Source organism: uncultured Polaribacter sp. (assembly GCF_947497125.1).
GTDB lineage: Bacteria > Bacteroidota > Bacteroidia > Flavobacteriales > Flavobacteriaceae > Polaribacter.
Genome location: NZ_CANMFI010000002.1, coordinates 53,315 through 71,919 on the forward strand (window position 1 = coordinate 53,315; position 18,605 = coordinate 71,919).

Below are 18,605 nucleotides of genomic sequence, written 5' to 3' on the forward strand. Positions count from 1 at the left end.
TTAATTCTTATTTTTAAACTCTAAAATTATAGCTAACCATTATGAAAAAATATTTTTTCTTGGCAATTTGTGCATTTCTATCTGCGAATGCCAAAGTTACTGCACAAAAAAAACTTACCAAAGTTTCTAACGAATATTTTAACGCTGTAAAATACAGAAATATTGGCCCCTTTAGAGGCGGTAGAAGTGCTGCCGTTACGGGTGTTTCTGGCAAAGCCAATCTTTTTTACATGGGTGCAACAGGCGGCGGTGTTTGGAAAACTACCGATGCAGGGAACACTTGGCAGAATATTTCCGACGGATTTTTTGGTGGTTCTGTAGGTGCTGTTGCAGTTGCAGAATCTGATAATAACGTACTTTATGTTGGTATGGGAGAAAAAACTGTACGTGGTAATGTTTCTTCTGGAGACGGTATTTGGAAATCTGAAAATGCCGGAAAAACATGGAAATACATAGGACTTAAAAACTCAAGACACATACCAAGAATTAGAATTCACCCAAAAAATCCAAATATTGTTTTTGCGGGTGTATTAGGAGATTTATACAAACCTACACAAGAAAGAGGAGTTTACAAATCTATTGATGGTGGCGAAAACTGGAAAAAAGTATTGTTTGCTAATGAAAATGCAGGTGTTGTCGACTTAATTATCGACCCAAACAACTCACGAATTTTATATGCAACTACCTGGAATGTTAGAAGAACACCTTACAGTTTGTCTTCTGGCGGAGATGGTTCTGCACTCTGGAAAAGTACAGATGAAGGAGAAACTTGGACAAACATCTCTACAAACAAAGGCTTGCCTGAAGGTATTTGGGGTATTAGTGGCGTTACCGTATCGCCTGTAAATTCTGATATTGTGTATGCTTTGATAGAAAACAAAAACGGAGGTATCTACAAATCTACAGATGCTGGTAAAACCTTTAAACTCATAAATTCTGAACGTAAATTAAGACAAAGAGCTTGGTATTACACTCGTTTGTATGCAGATACACAAGATGAAGATATTTTATACGTATTAAATGTTCGCTATCACAAATCTACAGATGGTGGTAAAACGTACACCACTTACAATGCACCTCACGGAGATCATCATGATTTATGGATTGCTCCAGAAAATAACCAAAGAATGATTATTGGTGATGATGGTGGCGCACAAATTTCTTTTGATGCTGGAGAAAATTGGAGCACCTACATGAATCAGCCAACTTCTCAATTTTATAGAGTTACCACAGACAACCATTTTCCATATAGAATTTTAGCAGCACAACAAGATAATTCTACAGTTAGAATTTCGCACAGAACAGCTGGTAGGTTTATTACAGAATCTGACTGGGAAGCAACTGCAGGTGGAGAAAGTGCTCATATAGCTGTAGATCCCTTAAATGATGAAATCGTTTATGGTGGTAGTTATGGTGGTTTGTTAACCAGAAAAAATCATCAAACAAATGAAACACGCGCTATAAATGTTTGGCCAGATGACCCAATGGGGCATGGTGCCGAAGATTTTAAGTACCGATTTCAATGGAATTTCCCTATTTTCTTTTCACCAAATAATAAAAAGAAATTATATGCAGCTTCTAACCACTTGCATGTTACAGAAAACGAAGGGCAATCTTGGCGATTAATTAGTCCAGATTTAACAAGAAACGACCCAGAAACCTTAAAATCTTCTGGAGGTCCAATAACACAAGACAATACCGGTGTAGAATACTACGGAACCATTTTTGCTGCAACAGAATCTTCTTTAGAACCAGGATTAATTTGGACAGGCTCAGACGATGGCTTGATACATATATCTAAAAATAATGGAGAAACTTGGAACAACGTTACTCCTAAAAAAATGCCAGAATGGATGCTAATCAATTGTATAGAAGTACATCCTTTCGACAAAGGTAGTGCCTATATTGTTGGTACAAAATACAAATCTGGAGATTATAAACCTTACATCTACAAAACAGAAAACTACGGAAAATCTTGGAAATTAATCGTTTCTGGTATTGAAGAAGAAAGTTTTACAAGAGCCTTAAGAGCAGATCCAAAACAAAAAGGTTTGCTATATGCAGGAACAGAAAAAGGAATGTACATTTCTTTTGATGATGGAGATAACTGGAACTCTTTTCAGCAAAACCTACCGATTGTACCGATTACCGATTTGGCAATTAAAAACGATAACTTAATTGTAGCAACTCAAGGAAGATCTCTTTGGATTATAGATGATTTAACAACCATACACCAATTATCCTCAGTAACAGGAAAAGACCTGTTTTTATACAAACCAAAAGAAGCATATCAATTATCTGGCGGAAATGGACGTACTTCTAAAACCGCTGGCACAAACCATCCTGGAGGCGTTGCTGTTAATTATTTTATCAAAAAAGAAAAAGAAGTAGTTTCATTATCTTTTTATGATGCAAATGACAAGCTAATTCAAAAATTTTCTACAAAACCCAACAAAGACAAAAAAGAAAAGAGCTTGCAGGTAAAAGATGGGCACAATGTTTTCTATTGGAACATGATGTATGATGGCGCAGAATCTGTAGAAGGGATGATTCTTTGGTGGGCATCTTTAAGTGGCCCAATGGCATTGCCAGGAAATTACAAGGTGGAATTAACTGTAAATGACACAAAAATGAGTCAGGATTTTAACATCTTAAGAAATCCAACTTCAGAGGCTACAGAAAGCGATATGAAAGCACAATTTACTTTTATCAATGACATTAATACCAAAATGACCGAAATTCATAAAGCATTAAAAAATGTAAAGAAAGTTCGCACTCAGATTGGTTTGTTAAAAAAATCTATTTCTGATAAAGAAAAACAAAAAGACTTGCTAGATTTTGCTGATAACTTGCTAAAAAACATGACTAAAATTGAAGAAACTTTGTACCAAACAAAATCTAAAAGTGGTCAAGATCCTTTAAACTATCCTATTCGTTTAAACAACAAACTGTCACATTTAAACTCTTTAACAAGAATGGGTAATTATGCTCCTACGCAACAAGCAATTGATTTTAAAAATGAAATTATCAAAGAAATAGATGTCGAATTGGCAAAACTAAATACGTTGTTTTCAGAAGGAGTTTCTACTTTAAATCAAAAGGTAAAAGAAAGTGATATTCAACGAATTCAGTTAAATTAGCAGTATAAAAAATGATTTGATTAGATGTTTATTTTTTTCTTGGGCGTTCCCTAAAGGTCGGGCTTTTTGTTACAATCTTTTTATTCGTTCCTCTAAAAAGGATTTCTACTTCAATCCCTAACGCAAGTTATATTTCAATAAATAACTACTAAATTCTAGTAATTATTATTTGTTTATTTTTGCGCAAAGGCAACTTCTTCAATTGATAGAAGTGACACTTTAGAAGTCTAAAATTTATGAGTATTCTTAAAAAAAATCTTCTTCAATTTAAACAATATCATTTTGTATTGTTTTTATTAAAATGGATCTTTATCTGTCTATTAATCGGAGGATTAACAGGAAGTGCATCGGCAATTTTTTTATGGACTTTAGAATGGGCTACCAATTACAGAGAGACCAATTCATTAATTATTTGGCTACTGCCAATAGCGGGTTTAATTATTGGATTGTCTTATCATTATTTAGGTAAAAGTGTTGTAAAAGGCAATAATTTACTGCTAGACGAATACCATCATCCAACAAAAAAAATTCCTTTTAAAATGGCTCCTTTAGTCTTTTTAGGAACCATTTTAACTCATTTATTTGGCGGCTCTGCTGGTCGAGAGGGCACAGCAGTTCAAATAGGAGGCACAATCGCAGACCAGTTTACAACAGTTTTTAAACTAACACCTAAAGAGCGAAAAATAATTATAATTGCTGGAATAAGCGCTGGGTTTTCGGCAGTATTTGGCACTCCTTTAGCTGGTGCTATATTTGCTTTAGAAGTTATGGTTATCGGGCGTTTAAAATTAGATGCTATTATACCTAGTTTTTTGGCTGCAATATTTGCAAACTATTTTTGTGATGTTTGGCAAATTTCTCATCATACGCATTATTCTATTACCAAAATTATAGCGGTTACACCTACTACAATTTTTTGGTCTATACTGGCAGGTATATTATTTGGATTGGTTAGTAGACTATTTTCTAAATCTACCCATTTATGGAGCAATTTATTTGTTAAAACAATCAAATATCCGCCTTTAAGACCTGTAATAGGTGGACTAATTTTAGCGATAATTGTCTATTTAATTGGCACTACAAAATATATTGGTTTAGGAATACCAACAATTGAAAATGCTTTTAACGTTCAATTAAACTCTTATGATTTTATCTTAAAATTATTATTTACCTCTTTCACTTTGGGTGCAGGTTTTAAAGGTGGCGAGGTAACTCCGCTTTTTTATATCGGCGCCACACTTGGTAACATATTGGTTTGGTTTATCCCTATGCCAATGCCTTTGTTAGCTGGTATGGGTTTTGTTGCAGTTTTTGCAGGTGCAACCAACACACCTATTGCTTGTACTATAATGGGTATTGAATTATTTGGCATCGAATCTGGTGTTTTTATAGCGATTGCTTGTACAACTGCATATCTTTCTTCTGGCCATTCTGGTATTTACGGTTCACAAAAAATAGGAAGCCCTAAAAATAAGTTTTTACAAGGTGAAAAAGGATTGTCTTTATCAGAAATAATTAAACACCGACATCGAAATAAGTAGTTATAGTTCTAACTCATTAACATCTATCCAATTTTTCTTTTGCACAACGGTTCCTTTGTTTAAAACTACAACTCCAGGGTTTGCTCTTATAATAGTTTTAAGAGTGGTTTGATCGCAAAACAAAAAATCAAAAGGCAACTTATATTTTTCTTTTACAAGTATTAAATCGTCTGTAAATGAAGCCGAAACACCATATACAGTATATCCTTTTCGAATGGCTTTTGCAGCAACTTCTTTTATCAAAGGAATACCATTTTTATCTATTTTATGAACATCATTAACAATAACCAACATTACCTTTTCTTTTTCTAGTAAGATGGGTGCTAAATCTTGCTGAGCATCTTCTAGCATAAAATCGTGAACAGGCGGTATGCTTCCGTCATCAGGGAAAGACATTCCTTCAGAAATATTTTTTCCAACAGCATAGGCTCTAAAATCGATAATTGGTAAATGAGTTAAAACATGTTGTACTATAAATAAAAAAGCTCCTAAAGATAAAAACGTAATGATTTTAGGGATAGAACCTTTAAAGAGTGGTTTTATGATAGTTACTTTAAAAATTAAAAGAAGAATCAATACTAAAAGAATAACATTTTTATAAAAAGTTTCCCATGTAGACAATTTAATCGCATCACCAAAGCAACCACAATCTGTAACTTTGTTGTAGTAGGCAGAATACCATGTTAAAAACAAGAAAACAAGCGTTAATGTAAAAAGACTCCAAACTGTAAATTTAGATTTGTAGCCAATTAAAATCATTACGCCAAGTAATATTTCTGATACAATTAATAAAATTGCAAATGGAAGTGCGTATGGTATTAAAAACTCTAAATTTAAAACACCTTCAGAAAAATATTCTTCAAACTTATATTGAGATCCTATGGGGTCTACTAATTTTACAAAACCAGAAAAAACAAATAAGATACCTACTATAATTCTTGAAATTTGAACCAATGCTTTCATAACAATTACTCTTATTTTTAAAAAATTCTACTATTTTTAACCTAAGTACAATTTAGCTATCTAGAAGAATCATGGCAAAAATAGCATAATTAATCATGTCTTGATAATTAGCATCAATCCCTTCAGAAACTATCGTTTTACCTTTATTATCTTCAATTTGCTTTACACGTAATAATTTTTGTAATATCAAATCTGTTAAACTAGAAACACGCATATCTCGCCAAGCCTCACCATAATCATGGTTTTTATTTAACATTAAATCTTTAGTAACTTTAATATGCTTTTTATACAACAGATCGGCTTGTTCTGTGCTTAAATCGGGGTTATCTACCACTCCTTTTTCAAGCTGAATTAATGCCATTATAGCGTAATTTATAATTCCTATAAACTCAGGTTTTTCACCTTCATCTACTTTACGCACATCGTTTTCTTGCAACTGTCTAATTCTTGTTGCTTTTATAAAAATTTGATCTGTTAAAGATGGTAGGCGTAAAATTCGCCAAGCAGCACCATAATCGGCCATTTTTTTTATGAATAAGCTACTACATTCTTCAATTACAGCATCGTATTGTTTTAAGGTATCTTGCATTTTCTCTTGTTAAAAAGTATTTGTTCAAAAATAGTAAATCCCATGGCTTTTCTTTTATTTTTACAAAAGAATTTTAAAACCAAGCTTCTATGAACAGAATTGTTGTTTTCTGCGGATCTAGCCTAGGCTTTAACCCAATATACAAAGAGGCCGCAATTGCCTTAGGTAATTATTTTGCAGACCACAAGATTGGCTTAGTTTACGGTGGGGCAAAAATTGGGATGATGGGTGCTATTGCCGATACTATTTTAGCCAAAAAAGGAGAAGTTATTGGTGTTATTCCTAAATTATTAGAAAAAGAAGAAGTAGTTCATACAGAAGTAGAAGAGATGATTATCTGTAAAAAGATGAGTGAAAGAAAGGTTATTATGAGCAAATTAGTAGATGGCTACATTACTCTTCCTGGTGGTTTTGGCACATTAGATGAACTTTTTGAAACCCTTACTTTAGGGCAATTATACATAGAACAAAAACCAATTGGACTTTTAAATATTAATGGTTTTTTTGATGCCATTTTATTACAATTAGACAAAATGATTGCAGAAGGTTATTTAAAACAAAGCAATAGAGATATGTTGATAGTTGCTGATAGTGTTGCTCTTTTGATGGAAAAAATGAACAACTATAGTGCTGAAAAAATTAAACCAATCATAAACAAAGTTGTCAAATAAAATGACTATAAATTGTAAAGGAACTTTAATAGATTTAACAAGTCCGAAGGTAATGGGTATTTTAAATATTACCCCAGATTCTTTTTTTGATGGTGGAAAATATAAAAATGAAAAGGACATTTTAAATCAAACAGAAAAAATGTTATCTGATGGTGCAACATTTATAGATGTTGGAGCCTATTCTTCTAAACCAGGAGCTCTTCAGATCACAGAAGAAACAGAGCTACAAAGAATACTACCGGTTATACACTTATTAGTTCGTAATTTTCCAGAAATAAACATCTCTATAGATACTTTTAGAAGTAAAATTGCTAAAGAAACAGTAGCTGCTGGCGCTGCAATTATTAATGATATTTCTGGCGGACAGTTAGACAAAAACATGTTTACTACGGTTGCAAATTTACAAGTGCCCTATATTTTAATGCACATGTTAGGTACGCCGCAGAACATGCAAAAAAACCCTACTTACAAAGACGTAACTAAAGAAGTTATTACTTTTTTTGCCAATCAAATTCATAAATTACATCAACTAAAGCTAAATGATATTATTATTGATGTTGGTTTTGGATTTGGAAAAACAACTGTTCATAATTTTGAAATGCTAAAAAATTTAGATCTTTTTAAAAGTTTAGATGCACCAATTTTAGCAGGTATTTCTAGAAAATCTATGCTGTATAAAACCCTAGATATTACTGCAAAAGAAGCCTTAAATGCAACTACGGTTGCTAACACGATAGCCCTTTTAAATGGCGCTAACATTTTAAGAGTTCATGATGTTAAAGAAGCAACAGAAGCGGTTAAAATTGTAGCTCAAATAACCTAACAAGGTAAAAAATACTATTTTGGAACTAAAGCAACGATAATTTCGGCTATTGTACTCCAAATAATTTATTAGTATTTTAGCCTAAAATCATTTAATTTTCATGTTAGATTTTATTGCCTTTACTTTATTAGATGTTTTAGATATCTTACTGGTTGCAACATTGTTATATTATACCTACAAACTACTAAAAGGAACTGTTGCCATAAATATTGTAATAGGTATTGGTCTTATCTTTTTTATTTGGAAAATTACCCAAGCCTTAAAAATGGAAATGTTAAGTAGTATTTTAGGCTATTTATTATCTGGTGGTGTTATTGCCTTAATTATTGTTTTTCAACAAGAGATTCGTAAATTTTTATTGATGATTGGTACTACAAACTTTACTAATAACCGTGCTTTTTTTAAACAATTAAAATTTTTACAGACAGAAATAAACTCAGAAATAGAAACAGAGGTGCTTATACAAGCCTGTAAAAGTTTATCAAAAACTAAAACTGGTGTGCTAATGGTAATTGAACGCACCAATACCTTAGATTTTTTAATTAATACTGGTGACACTATGAACGCAGCGGTAAACGAAGCTATACTAGAAAGTATCTTCTATAAAAACAGCCCGTTACATGATGGCGCAATTATAATTAGAGATAATTTTATAGTTGCTACAAGAGTTGTATTACCAATTTCTGATAGCACCAATATACCTTCTAGGTTTGGATTGAGACACAGAGCAGCAATTGGTGTCTCTGAAAAAACAGATGCTGTTTGCTTATTAGTATCAGAAGAAACAGGTGAAATTTCTTATATAAAAGAAGGAGGTTTTGAGCTGTACTCTAACTATGCAGAATTAAACGAAAAATTAAAAAAAGACCTTATGTAGTCTTAGATTGTAATTTCTCTAAACAACGTTTCTAAGTTTTTATTTAAAGTCTTTAAAGCAACTATTTTTAAAGAATTTTCTTGAGCAAAATCAAATACTTTTGTTCGCATATCATCACTAGTGTTAAAAGAAATATGCCAAGTATTTTTAGATACTTCTTCGCAAGAAGCAAAATATTGTAATTTTTCAAGTAATTTTTGTTCAATTTCTAAATTGAAAGCAACTTCTATCGTTTGTAAGTTATTCTCTTTTAGTGTGTCTATATTTTTATCTATTAGTAGTTTCCCTTTTTTAATAATAATCACTCGATCGCAGATGGCTTCTACCTCTTGCATTATATGGGTAGAAAATAAAACTGTTTTATTTTTACCTAAAACTTTAATTAATGCTCTAATTTCTACTAATTGATTCGGATCTAAACCAGTAGTAGGCTCGTCTAAAATTAATACTTTAGGGTCATGCAAAATAGCAGCAGCCAAACCAACTCGTTGCTGATATCCTTTAGATAATTGATGTATTTTCTTATGTGCTTCAGGGAGCAAGCCCACTTTTTCTATACAAGCCGTTATTTGTTTCTTATCAACCTTATAAATGGCAGCACAAAACTGTAGATATTCTTTTACATACATCTCTGAGTAAAGCGGGTTATGTTCAGGTAAATAACCTATTCTTTGTTGTGCTAACAGAGGTTGCTTTAAAACGTTGATATCATCAATTAAAACCTCTCCAGAATCTGGTGTTATATAACCTGTTAAAATCTTCATCATGGTAGATTTTCCAGCTCCATTTGGCCCTAAAAAACCAATAATTTGGCCTTTTTCTGCAGAAAAAGAAACAGTATCTAAAGCTTTTTGAGCTTTGTAGTTTTTTGATATTGAAGAAACTTTTATAGACATCTTACAAATGTAGTTTTATTAGAATATAAAACGAAATTCTTTTAAATTTAGTTCATAAAAAAACCGATTGAAAAAATCAATCGGTTTTTATGCTCTTATACCATCATTAATTTATTAGTAACCTCTTGGTTGTTTGCTTATTTCCATTAGAAACTCTAATTAAATACAACCCTGTTTGAGTGTTAGAAAAATCAATTTGTTTGTTAAAAACAGCATTGGTATTGTAGTATTTTTTTTGTTTGATTAATCTACCTCTTACATCAAATAATTGTATGCTTACCTTATCTGTATTTAAGACTTCAAAATTAAGAGTGAAAATTCCTTTAGAAGGGTTTGGATATAAATTAAATCCATCAAAAGAAAAATCACCAACAGAAGTTGTTGCTCCGTTAATTGTAAAATCGGTACTATTTACATTGTAAAAAATGTTGTCTGCTGCTTCTACCATAATTCTTGCTTGGGTAGTTCCGTTATCTGGCACAATGATATCTTCAGTACCATCATTTGCAGTATTGGTGGCTAATAAGATAGGAAATGTTACACCTCCATCGATAGACAATCTTATGTTTACTATTTGGCAATTAACAGGCGCTACATCAGAAGCAGAAACGTCCCATGTTACAGTTTGTGTAGTTTCTTTGTCCCAAATTACTGCTGTATTTTGAGAAGTTACAGAAAATTTATTACCAAATACAGAGGTTACTTTTACATCATCTCTTGCAGTGCTTCCACCACCTGGATTATTATCCCTAACAAAAAATGAAAAATTCATGTCTCTGTTTCTGGCTGGTAAAACTTCCCATTCTGTAGAAGTAGCTCCGCTAACTATAGTTGACAAAGCAGGCATGTATCTATTTGGTGAAGTAGAAGATGGCAACGATCTAAAAGTTGGTCCTGCAGTATTTGTTTCTAAAGGTGGCATTGTAGCAATTTCTACATCTAACTGTTCCCAATTATAAGTTAATACATTTGATTGATCTGCATCAGTTGCTATACCTCTTAATACGAAAGGAGTAGATAGTGGTATTGAGTAATCTAAACCTGCATCTGCAGTAGGTGCATTATTATTCGTATCGGTTAAAACTGCACAATTTGCAGTTGTTTCTATAATATCCCACATTTGCGCAATACTAACAGCATGAAAATGATCATCACTATTGGTTTGTACATTAGGCGCACATATACCGGCATATCCCATAATTGTAGAAGCACTACCAGGCTCTACTGCTGTTGAAGCTGTTCTATTACAACTATTATTTTGAGTATGTGTTGCCCCAAATTGATGTCCCATTTCATGGGCTACATAATCTATATCATACGGATCTCCTATTGGAGAAGCAATACCTGTTACACCTTTTGCTTTAACACCAGTTCTACACACAACTCCTAAACCGGCTAAGCCAGAGCCACCTGTACTAAAAATATGTCCTATATCATAATTTGCATCACCAATTTCAGCATCGCATATGGTTTGTACCTCATCAATCATTTCATCTGCATCACCATCTGTTATACCATCTAAAGAAGCACGGAAAAAAAGAACTTTATCATTATCATCAACAATAACCATTCTTACCCCTAAATCTCTTTCATAAACGGCATTTATTCTTGTCATAGAGGTATTCATCGCAGATAAAACAGCAGCTTGCCTAACTGCTAGATCAGATAATATTTCTACTCCTTGATTGTTTAAATGAAATTCTGCATACTCTCCACTACACACCAAAGCCAAACGAAAGGTTCTTAATTTACCATCATCAGAATTTCTCATTTGAGGTATGTTATAACTAGCTGTTAAAGAACTATTATTGTCTTCATCCAAAAAGCACTCAAACTCATTACTATTGTCTAAATCAGATTTTTTATAAGCAATATAGTTTTGATTGCTTTTTGTTAAAGGATCGATATAAAAAGTTTGATTTTTTGAAGATAGAATCGCTACATGTAAACCGTCTGTTCCAATACTAAATCTAGCAGTCATATCAGGGCTTTCTACTCCTTGACCAACGTATGATTTTATCATAGGAAACTTCTTCGATAAACCTTTAGCCAGAACACTAGCTTCCTTTACAACAAATTTTTCTAAAGTACCATTTGCTGTAGGTAGGTGTATTATTTGATCTGTATTAGTAGTTTTTTTATCTAATATTTTTTTTAAGTCATTAATATTTAGTGAGTACTGTTTAAAGTTTGTTGGTACAGATTTCCTAAAATATAGTTCATCTTCTAAAAAAGTAGTTCTTTCTAAAGAATTAGGTGTCCATATTTTTTGCTGACTAAATGCGGAAAATACCGAAAAACAAATAAATATAAATACGTATTTTTTTATCATCTCTGAATAATTTTGGAATGAATTCCAAAAATAGTAAAATTAACTATGAATACCTTAACTGAAAAGGACAATTGATTGCTTAATTAGCAAAAAAAGGAAAGTATTTAGCTATTTTTTAAATTTAGTTTAAATTGAAATTGCCAAACATTTTTAAATTAGTACTACAAATTTTCTAAAAAAATCGTTAAATACTAAAGTAAATTTAAGCGAGTCATCAATTCTCCTTTATTAGATCTACTAATCGGAATTACACTTTTTTCTATTAAAACGCTATTGTCTTCTATATCTACTATTTCTGTTATGTTAATTATAAAAGACCTGTGAATTCTTAAAAATAAATTCGAAGGCAACTTGTCTTCAATTTTCTTTAAAGTAGAATGAACAATATAATTTTTCACCTTGGTCTTAATACTAATATAATCTCCTTTTGCTTCTACATAAGAAATATCTTTTATATTAATCTTTATCAACCTTCTTTCTACACTAACATAAATAAAGTCAGCATCACCTTTAGAAGAAACAATTGTGTTTAATTTTTCGTCTTTTTTCGCATTATCTAACTTTAGTATGGCTTTATGAAACCTCTCTTTAGTTATTGGCTTTAACAGATAATCAACAACACAATCATACTCAAAAGCTTGCAAAGCAAAATCTTTATCAGAAGTTGTTAAAATAATTTTAGGAGGTGTTTTAAGTGTTTCTATAAAATCAAACCCAGAAAAGGTTGGCATATGTATGTCTAAAAACACTAAATCTACACTGTTTGTATTCAAATATTTAACAGCCTCAATCGCTGATGTAAATTCTTTATTTACAGCTACTTGGTCATAACTGTCGCATAATTTTTTTATAATTAATAGTGCAGCTGCATCATCATCTATTACAATTGTATTCATACGTATTAAGGGAGTTATAAATTACCCTAAATATACGTGAATTTTTTTTAAAATTTCAACAAATTTCTCGTACAGTTTTACCTCACACTTTTTTAAATCGTTTTCAAACTTAGAAGCTAATTGCAGCCCTTCATTTAAGCCTAACATACTTATTTTATGTTTTATTTTATGAACATTATTTGAGGCCTCTTCGTAGCTTTTTTTATTAAAATTTTCTTCAAAAATTAAACAATCTATAGGAAATTCTTTCTTTAGAACTTCTAAAATACTCGCTTCAAAATCTAAGTCTCCACCAGAAATTTCTTTGATATAATTTAAGTTTGGTGTTTCCATTTGTCTAATTTTTTATTCTTTAACCTAATTACTAGTTAGTTAATAAACTCATTTTGTGTCCAATATTTTAATAACGATTTTACTTTTTTTGCATAATCAGAATATTTAGCGGGTTTTGTAAAATAACCAGCAATGCCCAGTTGATAACATTTTCTTAATTCACTAGTATCCTCTGAATTAGACATGATAATAATTGGAATACCATAAAGAGCTTCATTTTTTTTAAGCTGTTCTAACAACTCTAACCCATTCATCTCTGGCATTTGTAAATCTAAAACAATAATACTAAAATTTTTATGCTCTTTTAAAATAGCCATGGCTTTTTTGCCATTATTTGCTTCTTCTATAGTACAGGTAATATTAATATCATTGCAAACTTTCTTAAATTTAATTCTTTCTATTTCATCATCATCTACAAGCAAGATAGAAAAAGGGTTCATAATATTAAAGTTAAGGTTAAGGCTATAAAGGTCTAACTAATACAACAACTTTTTATAGATTATTAGATTGTGAGCTTAAAAAACTCGATAGACGGTTTGTTTTATGAGTTTAGCTAACTATTTAGCTATCTTTTTTACAAAAAAAAGAGAATACACAATGTATTCTCTCTTTTAATATAATATCAACTAATATAATTAGCTCATCTTAAAGTCTTCCATAAACTTTGTAGTATAGTTTCCAGAAACATAATCTGGATGATCCATTAACTGTCTATGAAAAGGAATGGTTGTTTTAATACCTTCTATTACAAATTCATCTAAAGCACGTTTCATTTTATTAATTGCCTCTTCTCTAGTTTGAGCAGTGGTAATTAATTTTGCAATCATAGAATCGTAATTTGGTGGTATCATATAACCAGCGTATACGTGTGTATCTACACGAACTCCATGACCTCCTGGTGAGTGAAATGTGGTAATTTTACCTGGTGCAGGTCTAAAATTATTATGTGGGTCTTCTGCATTAATTCTACACTCGATAGAATGCATTTGAGGAAAGTAATTTTTTCCTGAGATAGGAATCCCTGCAGCTACTAAAATTTGCTCTCTAATTAAATCATAATTAACAACTTCTTCGGTAATAGGGTGTTCTACTTGAATACGCGTATTCATTTCCATAAAGAAAAAATTACGGTGTTTATCAACTAAAAACTCTACAGTACCAGCACCTTCATACTTAATAAATTCTGAAGCTTTAACAGCAGCATTTCCCATTTTTTCTCTTAACTCATCAGTCATAAAAGGAGAAGGAGTTTCTTCTGTTAACTTTTGATGACGGCGTTGAACAGAACAATCTCTTTCTGATAAATGACATGCTTTTCCGAAAGAGTCTCCAACAATTTGAATTTCGATATGTCTCGGCTCTTCAATAAGCTTTTCCATATACATATCATCATTTCCAAATGCAGCTTTTGATTCTTGTCTTGCAGAATCCCAAGCTTCTTTTAAATCATCGGCACTCCAAACAGCTCTCATACCCTTACCTCCACCACCGGCAGAAGCTTTTAACATTACAGGATATCCTGTGGCTAAGGCTACTTTTTGGCAATCTTTAAAATCTTTAATTACCCCTTCACTACCTGGTACACAAGGTACACCTGCAGCAATCATGGTAGATTTTGCATTTGCTTTATCTCCCATCTGGTCAATCATATCACCAGTTGCTCCGATAAATTTTATGTGATGTTCTTCACACAATCTAGAAAATTTAGCATTTTCTGATAAAAAACCATATCCAGGATGTATGGCATCTGCATTTGTAATTTCTGCAGCTGCAATAATATTAGACATTTTTAAGTACGACTCTGAACTTGGTGCAGGACCAATACAAACGGCTTCATCTGCAAATCGAACGTGCAAGCTTTCAGCATCTGCAGTAGAGTATACCGCAACTGTCTTTATGCCCATTTCTTTACAGGTTCTAATAACTCGTAGAGCTATCTCACCTCTATTGGCAATTAATATTTTTTTAAACATATTTTTTAAATTAAAAGTTTAAAAGTTATTGTAGCAGTTAGCTTTATAAAAACAACTACTAAAAACTAACAACTTTTTTTAAGATGGGTCTACTAAAAATAAAGGCTGATCAAATTCTACCGGAGAAGAATCATCAACTAAAACTTTAACGATTTTACCTGAAATTTCAGATTCTATTTCATTAAATAATTTCATTGCTTCTATTACACAAACAGTATCTCCAACACTTACCTCTGTGCCTACTTCGGCAAAATTAGGCTTGTCTGGTGCTGGTTTTCTATAAAAAGTACCAATTATTGGAGACTTAATAGTAATGTATTTTGCATCTACATCGTTAGCAACAGCTGCTACTTCTGTTACTGCGGGTTGCGCTGCTACAGGTGCTGCTACGGGCTGCATACCTGCCATTGGCGCTGCTTGTAAAATTGTAGTTTCTGTTTTTTCTGAACCTGTTCTAATTGTAATTTTCACATCTTCCATTTCTAACTTTACCTCGCTTGCGCCAGATTTTGCTACAAATTTTATAAGATTTTGAATTTCTTTAATATCCATTTTTCTTATTGTTTAGTTGTTTTATTTTTTAGTATCGTATGCCCATTTAACGTATGCAGCTCCCCATGTGAAACCACCACCAAATGCGGCAAAAATTAAATTATCTCCTTTTTTTAATTGGCTTTCATAATCTGCTAACAAGAGGGGTAATGTTGCAGAAGTTGTGTTTCCATATTTTGCAATATTCATCATTACTTTTTCTTCAGAAACACCTACTCTTTTTGCAGTAGCTTCTATAATTCTTTTATTAGCTTGATGCGCTACTAGCCATTGTATATCTTTTTCTGTCAGATTATTTCTTGTAAGCATTTTTTCTGCTACATCTGCCATATTAGAAACAGCATATTTAAAAACTGTTTTTCCTTCTTGATATACAAAATGTCTATTTTCGTCTAACGTTTTCTGAGTTGTTGGCATTAAAGAGCCACCAGCTTCAATTCTTAGAAAATCTCTACCAACACCATCACTTCTTAAATACTCGTCTTGCAATCCAAAACCATCTAAATTTGGTTCAAACAATGCAGCTCCTGCTCCGTCACCAAAAATTATACAGGTAGCTCTGTCTGTATAATCTATAATAGAAGACATTTTATCGGCTCCTATTAATAAAACCTTTTTATACCTACCAGACTCTATATAACTTGCTGCGGTAGACATTCCGTAAAGAAAGCTAGAACAAGCGGCTTGTAAATCGTACCCAAATGCATTTACTGCACCAATTTCTGAGGCTACGTATGCTGCAGTAGAGGCAACCGGTAAATCGGGTGTTGCTGTACCTACAATTACAAGATCTATTTCTGTTGGATTTATATTTGATTTTTTAATTAGTTCTTCTGCAGCTTTAATTGCCATATAAGAAGTACCTAATCCTTCTCCTTTTAAAATTCTTCTTTCTTTAATACCTGTCCTGCTTGTTATCCATTCATCATTAGTATCAACAAAAGTTTCTAACTCTTTATTTGTTAAAACATATTCAGGAACATATTTCCCAACAGCTGTAATTGCTGCAGTAATTTTTGTCATAATTTTAGTTGTTTCCGAGTGGTTAGGAAAATCAAAAGTAGTGAAATTTATTTCACTTTTTAAAGTAAAAATCATCAAAAAAGACAATTTTTAGTTCAAAAACGTAAAAAAACCCTCGATTGCGAGGGTTTTTTACAAAAAATATTTTTTTATACTATGCTTCTGCGGCTGCAGATTCTAATACTATTTGTCCTCTATAGTATAGTTTTCCTTCGTGCCAGTGAGCTCTGTGGTATAAATGTGCTTCTCCTGTAGTAGGATCTGTTGCTATTTGCTGAGAAGCTGCTTTGTAATGTGTTCTCCTTTTGTCTCTTCTAGTTTTAGATATCTTTCTTTTAGGATGTGCCATTTTATGTCTTTTTTTCTGTTATTAAATTCTTTAATTTATCCCACCTTGGGTCTGTTTCTTCAACAGTTTTTACTTCTTTTATTTGTAATTCTTTTAGTCTATTTAATGTCTCAGAATTCATGGTACCATCTAAAACTTTTGGATGAATTCTTTTATTAGGAACCGATAAAACAATCAGCTCGTAAATATATTGAGCAACACTAAATTCGTAAGCATCATGAGATAATATTAAAATATCTTCATTATCATCATTAAATTCTGGTCCAAAATTAACCACCAATTGCATTTCTGCTTTTATAGGTTGGTTGTACAACTCACCACTAATGTCACAAGGTACTTCTACATGACCGTTAGCCGTAAAAGACAACTCGAATAATGTTGGTTTTTTTAAAAAATTTAATGCAATTTCAATAGACGAACTTTCATATTCGTCAAAATTAAATGCTTCAAAGAACTTGTTATCAACTGTATACTCAAATAAATGATTCCCTTCTTTTAGTCCAACAAACTGTATGTTGTATTCTTTTAAGTCTTTCATTTTCAAACATCAATTGAGCGTGCAAAGATATAAAAAAATATTATTTCACACTGTTTTCTATTAAAAGTTTTTTACTTTATTAAAAGTGGATTTTTAGAGAGCTCTTTATACTCTTTTCTGGTGTTAAAAAGTTTAATGGCCGTAAACAATGCTTCTTTAAAAGAGGTAGCATTGGCAAGGTTTTTACCTGCAATATCAAAACCGGTTCCATGATCTGGTGATGTTCGAATTCCACTTAAGCCTGCCGTAAAATTTACTCCATTGCCAAAAGACAATGCTTTAAAAGGTGCTAAACCTTGATCATGATAAGTGGCTAAAACACCATCAAATTGCTTGTAAGTTTCCGATCCGAAGAAACCATCAGCAGCATATGGCCCAAAAACCAACTTACCCGTTTCTTTTATTTCATTAATAGTCGGTAATATTACCGCATCATCTTCTTCACCTATTACACCTTTGTCTCCGCAATGCGGATTTAAGCCAAGTACTGCAATTTTTGGTTTATTAATTCCGAAATCCTCTACTAAAGAGGTGTGCATTGTTGCAACTTTTTCTTTAATTAGTTCTGGTGTTATTGTTGCAGCTACTTTGGCTATTGATATATGCCCAGTAATTAAACCTATTTTTAAAGCATCTGTCATTAAAATCATCAAACTTTTACCTTCTAATCTATCTTCTAAAAACTCTGTATGACCAGGATAATTAAAAGTATCTGATTGTATAGTTTCTTTATTGATAGGTGCTGTTACTAAAACATCTATTTTATTCTCTTTTAAATTGGCAACTGCCATTTCTAAAGATTTAGCAGCATATTCGCCGCCCTCTTTAGTAGGGTTTCCTAAAGTTAACGCAACTTCTTCTTTCCAAATATTTAAGACATTTACTTTGCCTTCTTTTACTTGATTGATAGCAGCAATGCCATGAACAGGGGTTTCTAAATTTACTGCTTTTTTATGAGCTGCCACAACTTTTGTGCTTCCAAATAAAACCGGAGTACAAAAATCTAACATTCTTTTATCTTCAAAAGTTTTTAGTATTACCTCTAAGCCTATTCCATTTATATCTCCTATCGAAATACCAACTATAATTTTATCAGATTTATTCATAGT

General features: G+C 32.0%; 18 protein-coding genes. 5 read left to right on the forward strand and 13 right to left on the reverse strand.

Going from position 1 to position 18,605, the window contains the following annotated elements; translation table 11 throughout:
* The first annotated feature begins 41 nt into the window (after positions 1-41).
* Together Q0678_RS03335 and Q0678_RS03340 are read left to right on the forward strand one after the other, a co-directional pair.
* Complete coding sequence (locus Q0678_RS03335; RefSeq protein WP_299053880.1) at positions 42-3,140, forward strand: glycosyl hydrolase; 3,099 nt, start codon at positions 42-44, stop codon at positions 3,138-3,140.
* Between the two features lie 236 nt (positions 3,141-3,376).
* Positions 3,377-4,681: a voltage-gated chloride channel family protein gene (locus Q0678_RS03340; RefSeq protein WP_299053884.1), complete on the forward strand. Its 1,305-nt coding sequence runs from the start codon at positions 3,377-3,379 to the stop codon at positions 4,679-4,681.
* Here Q0678_RS03340 and Q0678_RS03345 read toward each other — a convergent pair whose 3' ends face one another.
* Together Q0678_RS03345 and Q0678_RS03350 are read right to left on the reverse strand one after the other, a co-directional pair.
* Entirely contained in the window at positions 4,682-5,644 is a 963-nt protein-coding gene (locus Q0678_RS03345; protein ID WP_299053887.1) for a BT_3928 family protein, read from the reverse strand.
* A 52-nt stretch (positions 5,645-5,696) separates the two neighbouring features.
* Positions 5,697-6,233: a DUF1599 domain-containing protein gene (locus Q0678_RS03350; RefSeq protein WP_299053890.1), complete on the reverse strand. Its 537-nt coding sequence runs from the start codon at positions 6,231-6,233 to the stop codon at positions 5,697-5,699.
* Positions 6,234-6,322: 89 nt separating this feature from the next.
* Here Q0678_RS03350 and Q0678_RS03355 point away from each other — a divergent pair, with 89 nt between their 5' ends.
* The 3 genes from Q0678_RS03355 (at position 6,323) to cdaA (ending at position 8,604) form a co-directional block, all read left to right on the forward strand.
* On the forward strand, positions 6,323-6,904 hold the full coding sequence (locus tag Q0678_RS03355) for a TIGR00730 family Rossman fold protein (RefSeq protein WP_299053893.1): 582 nt from the start codon (positions 6,323-6,325) through the stop codon (positions 6,902-6,904).
* Between the two features lies 1 nt (position 6,905).
* Positions 6,906-7,727, forward strand: a complete 822-nt coding sequence (gene folP / locus Q0678_RS03360; protein WP_299053896.1) for a dihydropteroate synthase — start codon at positions 6,906-6,908, stop codon at positions 7,725-7,727.
* A 100-nt stretch (positions 7,728-7,827) separates the two neighbouring features.
* On the forward strand, positions 7,828-8,604 hold the full coding sequence (gene cdaA / locus Q0678_RS03365) for a diadenylate cyclase CdaA (RefSeq protein WP_299053899.1): 777 nt from the start codon (positions 7,828-7,830) through the stop codon (positions 8,602-8,604).
* A gap of 2 nt (positions 8,605-8,606) precedes the next feature.
* On the opposite strand, the gene gldA is transcribed toward cdaA, so the two are convergent.
* From gldA to pdxA, 11 genes are all read right to left on the reverse strand, one after another.
* Complete coding sequence (gene gldA, locus Q0678_RS03370; RefSeq protein ID WP_299053901.1) at positions 8,607-9,500, reverse strand: gliding motility-associated ABC transporter ATP-binding subunit GldA; 894 nt, start codon at positions 9,498-9,500, stop codon at positions 8,607-8,609.
* Positions 9,501-9,606: 106 nt separating this feature from the next.
* Positions 9,607-11,832 (reverse strand): reprolysin-like metallopeptidase, encoded by a 2,226-nt coding sequence (locus Q0678_RS03375; RefSeq protein WP_299053904.1) that lies wholly within the window; start codon positions 11,830-11,832, stop codon positions 9,607-9,609.
* Positions 11,833-12,023: 191 nt separating this feature from the next.
* On the reverse strand, positions 12,024-12,728 hold the full coding sequence (locus tag Q0678_RS03380; RefSeq protein ID WP_299053907.1) for a LytTR family DNA-binding domain-containing protein: 705 nt from the start codon (positions 12,726-12,728) through the stop codon (positions 12,024-12,026).
* Positions 12,729-12,749: 21 nt separating this feature from the next.
* Positions 12,750-13,061 (reverse strand): Hpt domain-containing protein, encoded by a 312-nt coding sequence (locus tag Q0678_RS03385; RefSeq protein WP_299053911.1) that lies wholly within the window; start codon positions 13,059-13,061, stop codon positions 12,750-12,752.
* Between the two features lie 35 nt (positions 13,062-13,096).
* Complete coding sequence (locus Q0678_RS03390; RefSeq protein ID WP_299053914.1) at positions 13,097-13,501, reverse strand: response regulator; 405 nt, start codon at positions 13,499-13,501, stop codon at positions 13,097-13,099.
* A 195-nt stretch (positions 13,502-13,696) separates the two neighbouring features.
* Complete coding sequence (gene accC, locus Q0678_RS03395; RefSeq protein WP_299053917.1) at positions 13,697-15,034, reverse strand: acetyl-CoA carboxylase biotin carboxylase subunit; 1,338 nt, start codon at positions 15,032-15,034, stop codon at positions 13,697-13,699.
* 78 nt (positions 15,035-15,112) lie between these two features.
* The gene (gene accB, locus Q0678_RS03400; RefSeq protein ID WP_299053920.1) at positions 15,113-15,586 is read right to left on the reverse strand and encodes an acetyl-CoA carboxylase biotin carboxyl carrier protein; all 474 of its coding nucleotides are present in this window, start codon (positions 15,584-15,586) and stop codon (positions 15,113-15,115) included.
* A gap of 21 nt (positions 15,587-15,607) precedes the next feature.
* Positions 15,608-16,609 carry a beta-ketoacyl-ACP synthase III gene (locus Q0678_RS03405; RefSeq protein ID WP_299053923.1) on the reverse strand — a complete coding sequence of 334 codons (1,002 nt, stop codon included), beginning with the start codon at positions 16,607-16,609 and terminating at the stop codon, positions 15,608-15,610.
* A gap of 154 nt (positions 16,610-16,763) precedes the next feature.
* Entirely contained in the window at positions 16,764-16,958 is a 195-nt protein-coding gene (gene rpmF / locus Q0678_RS03410; RefSeq protein WP_299053926.1) for a 50S ribosomal protein L32, read from the reverse strand.
* Between the two features lies 1 nt (position 16,959).
* Entirely contained in the window at positions 16,960-17,496 is a 537-nt protein-coding gene (locus Q0678_RS03415) for a DUF177 domain-containing protein (RefSeq protein ID WP_299053928.1), read from the reverse strand.
* Positions 17,497-17,567: 71 nt separating this feature from the next.
* Positions 17,568-18,602, reverse strand: coding sequence for a 4-hydroxythreonine-4-phosphate dehydrogenase PdxA (gene pdxA / locus Q0678_RS03420; RefSeq protein ID WP_299053931.1), 1,035 nt, complete (start codon positions 18,600-18,602; stop codon positions 17,568-17,570).
* Between the last annotated feature and the right edge of the window lie 3 nt (positions 18,603-18,605).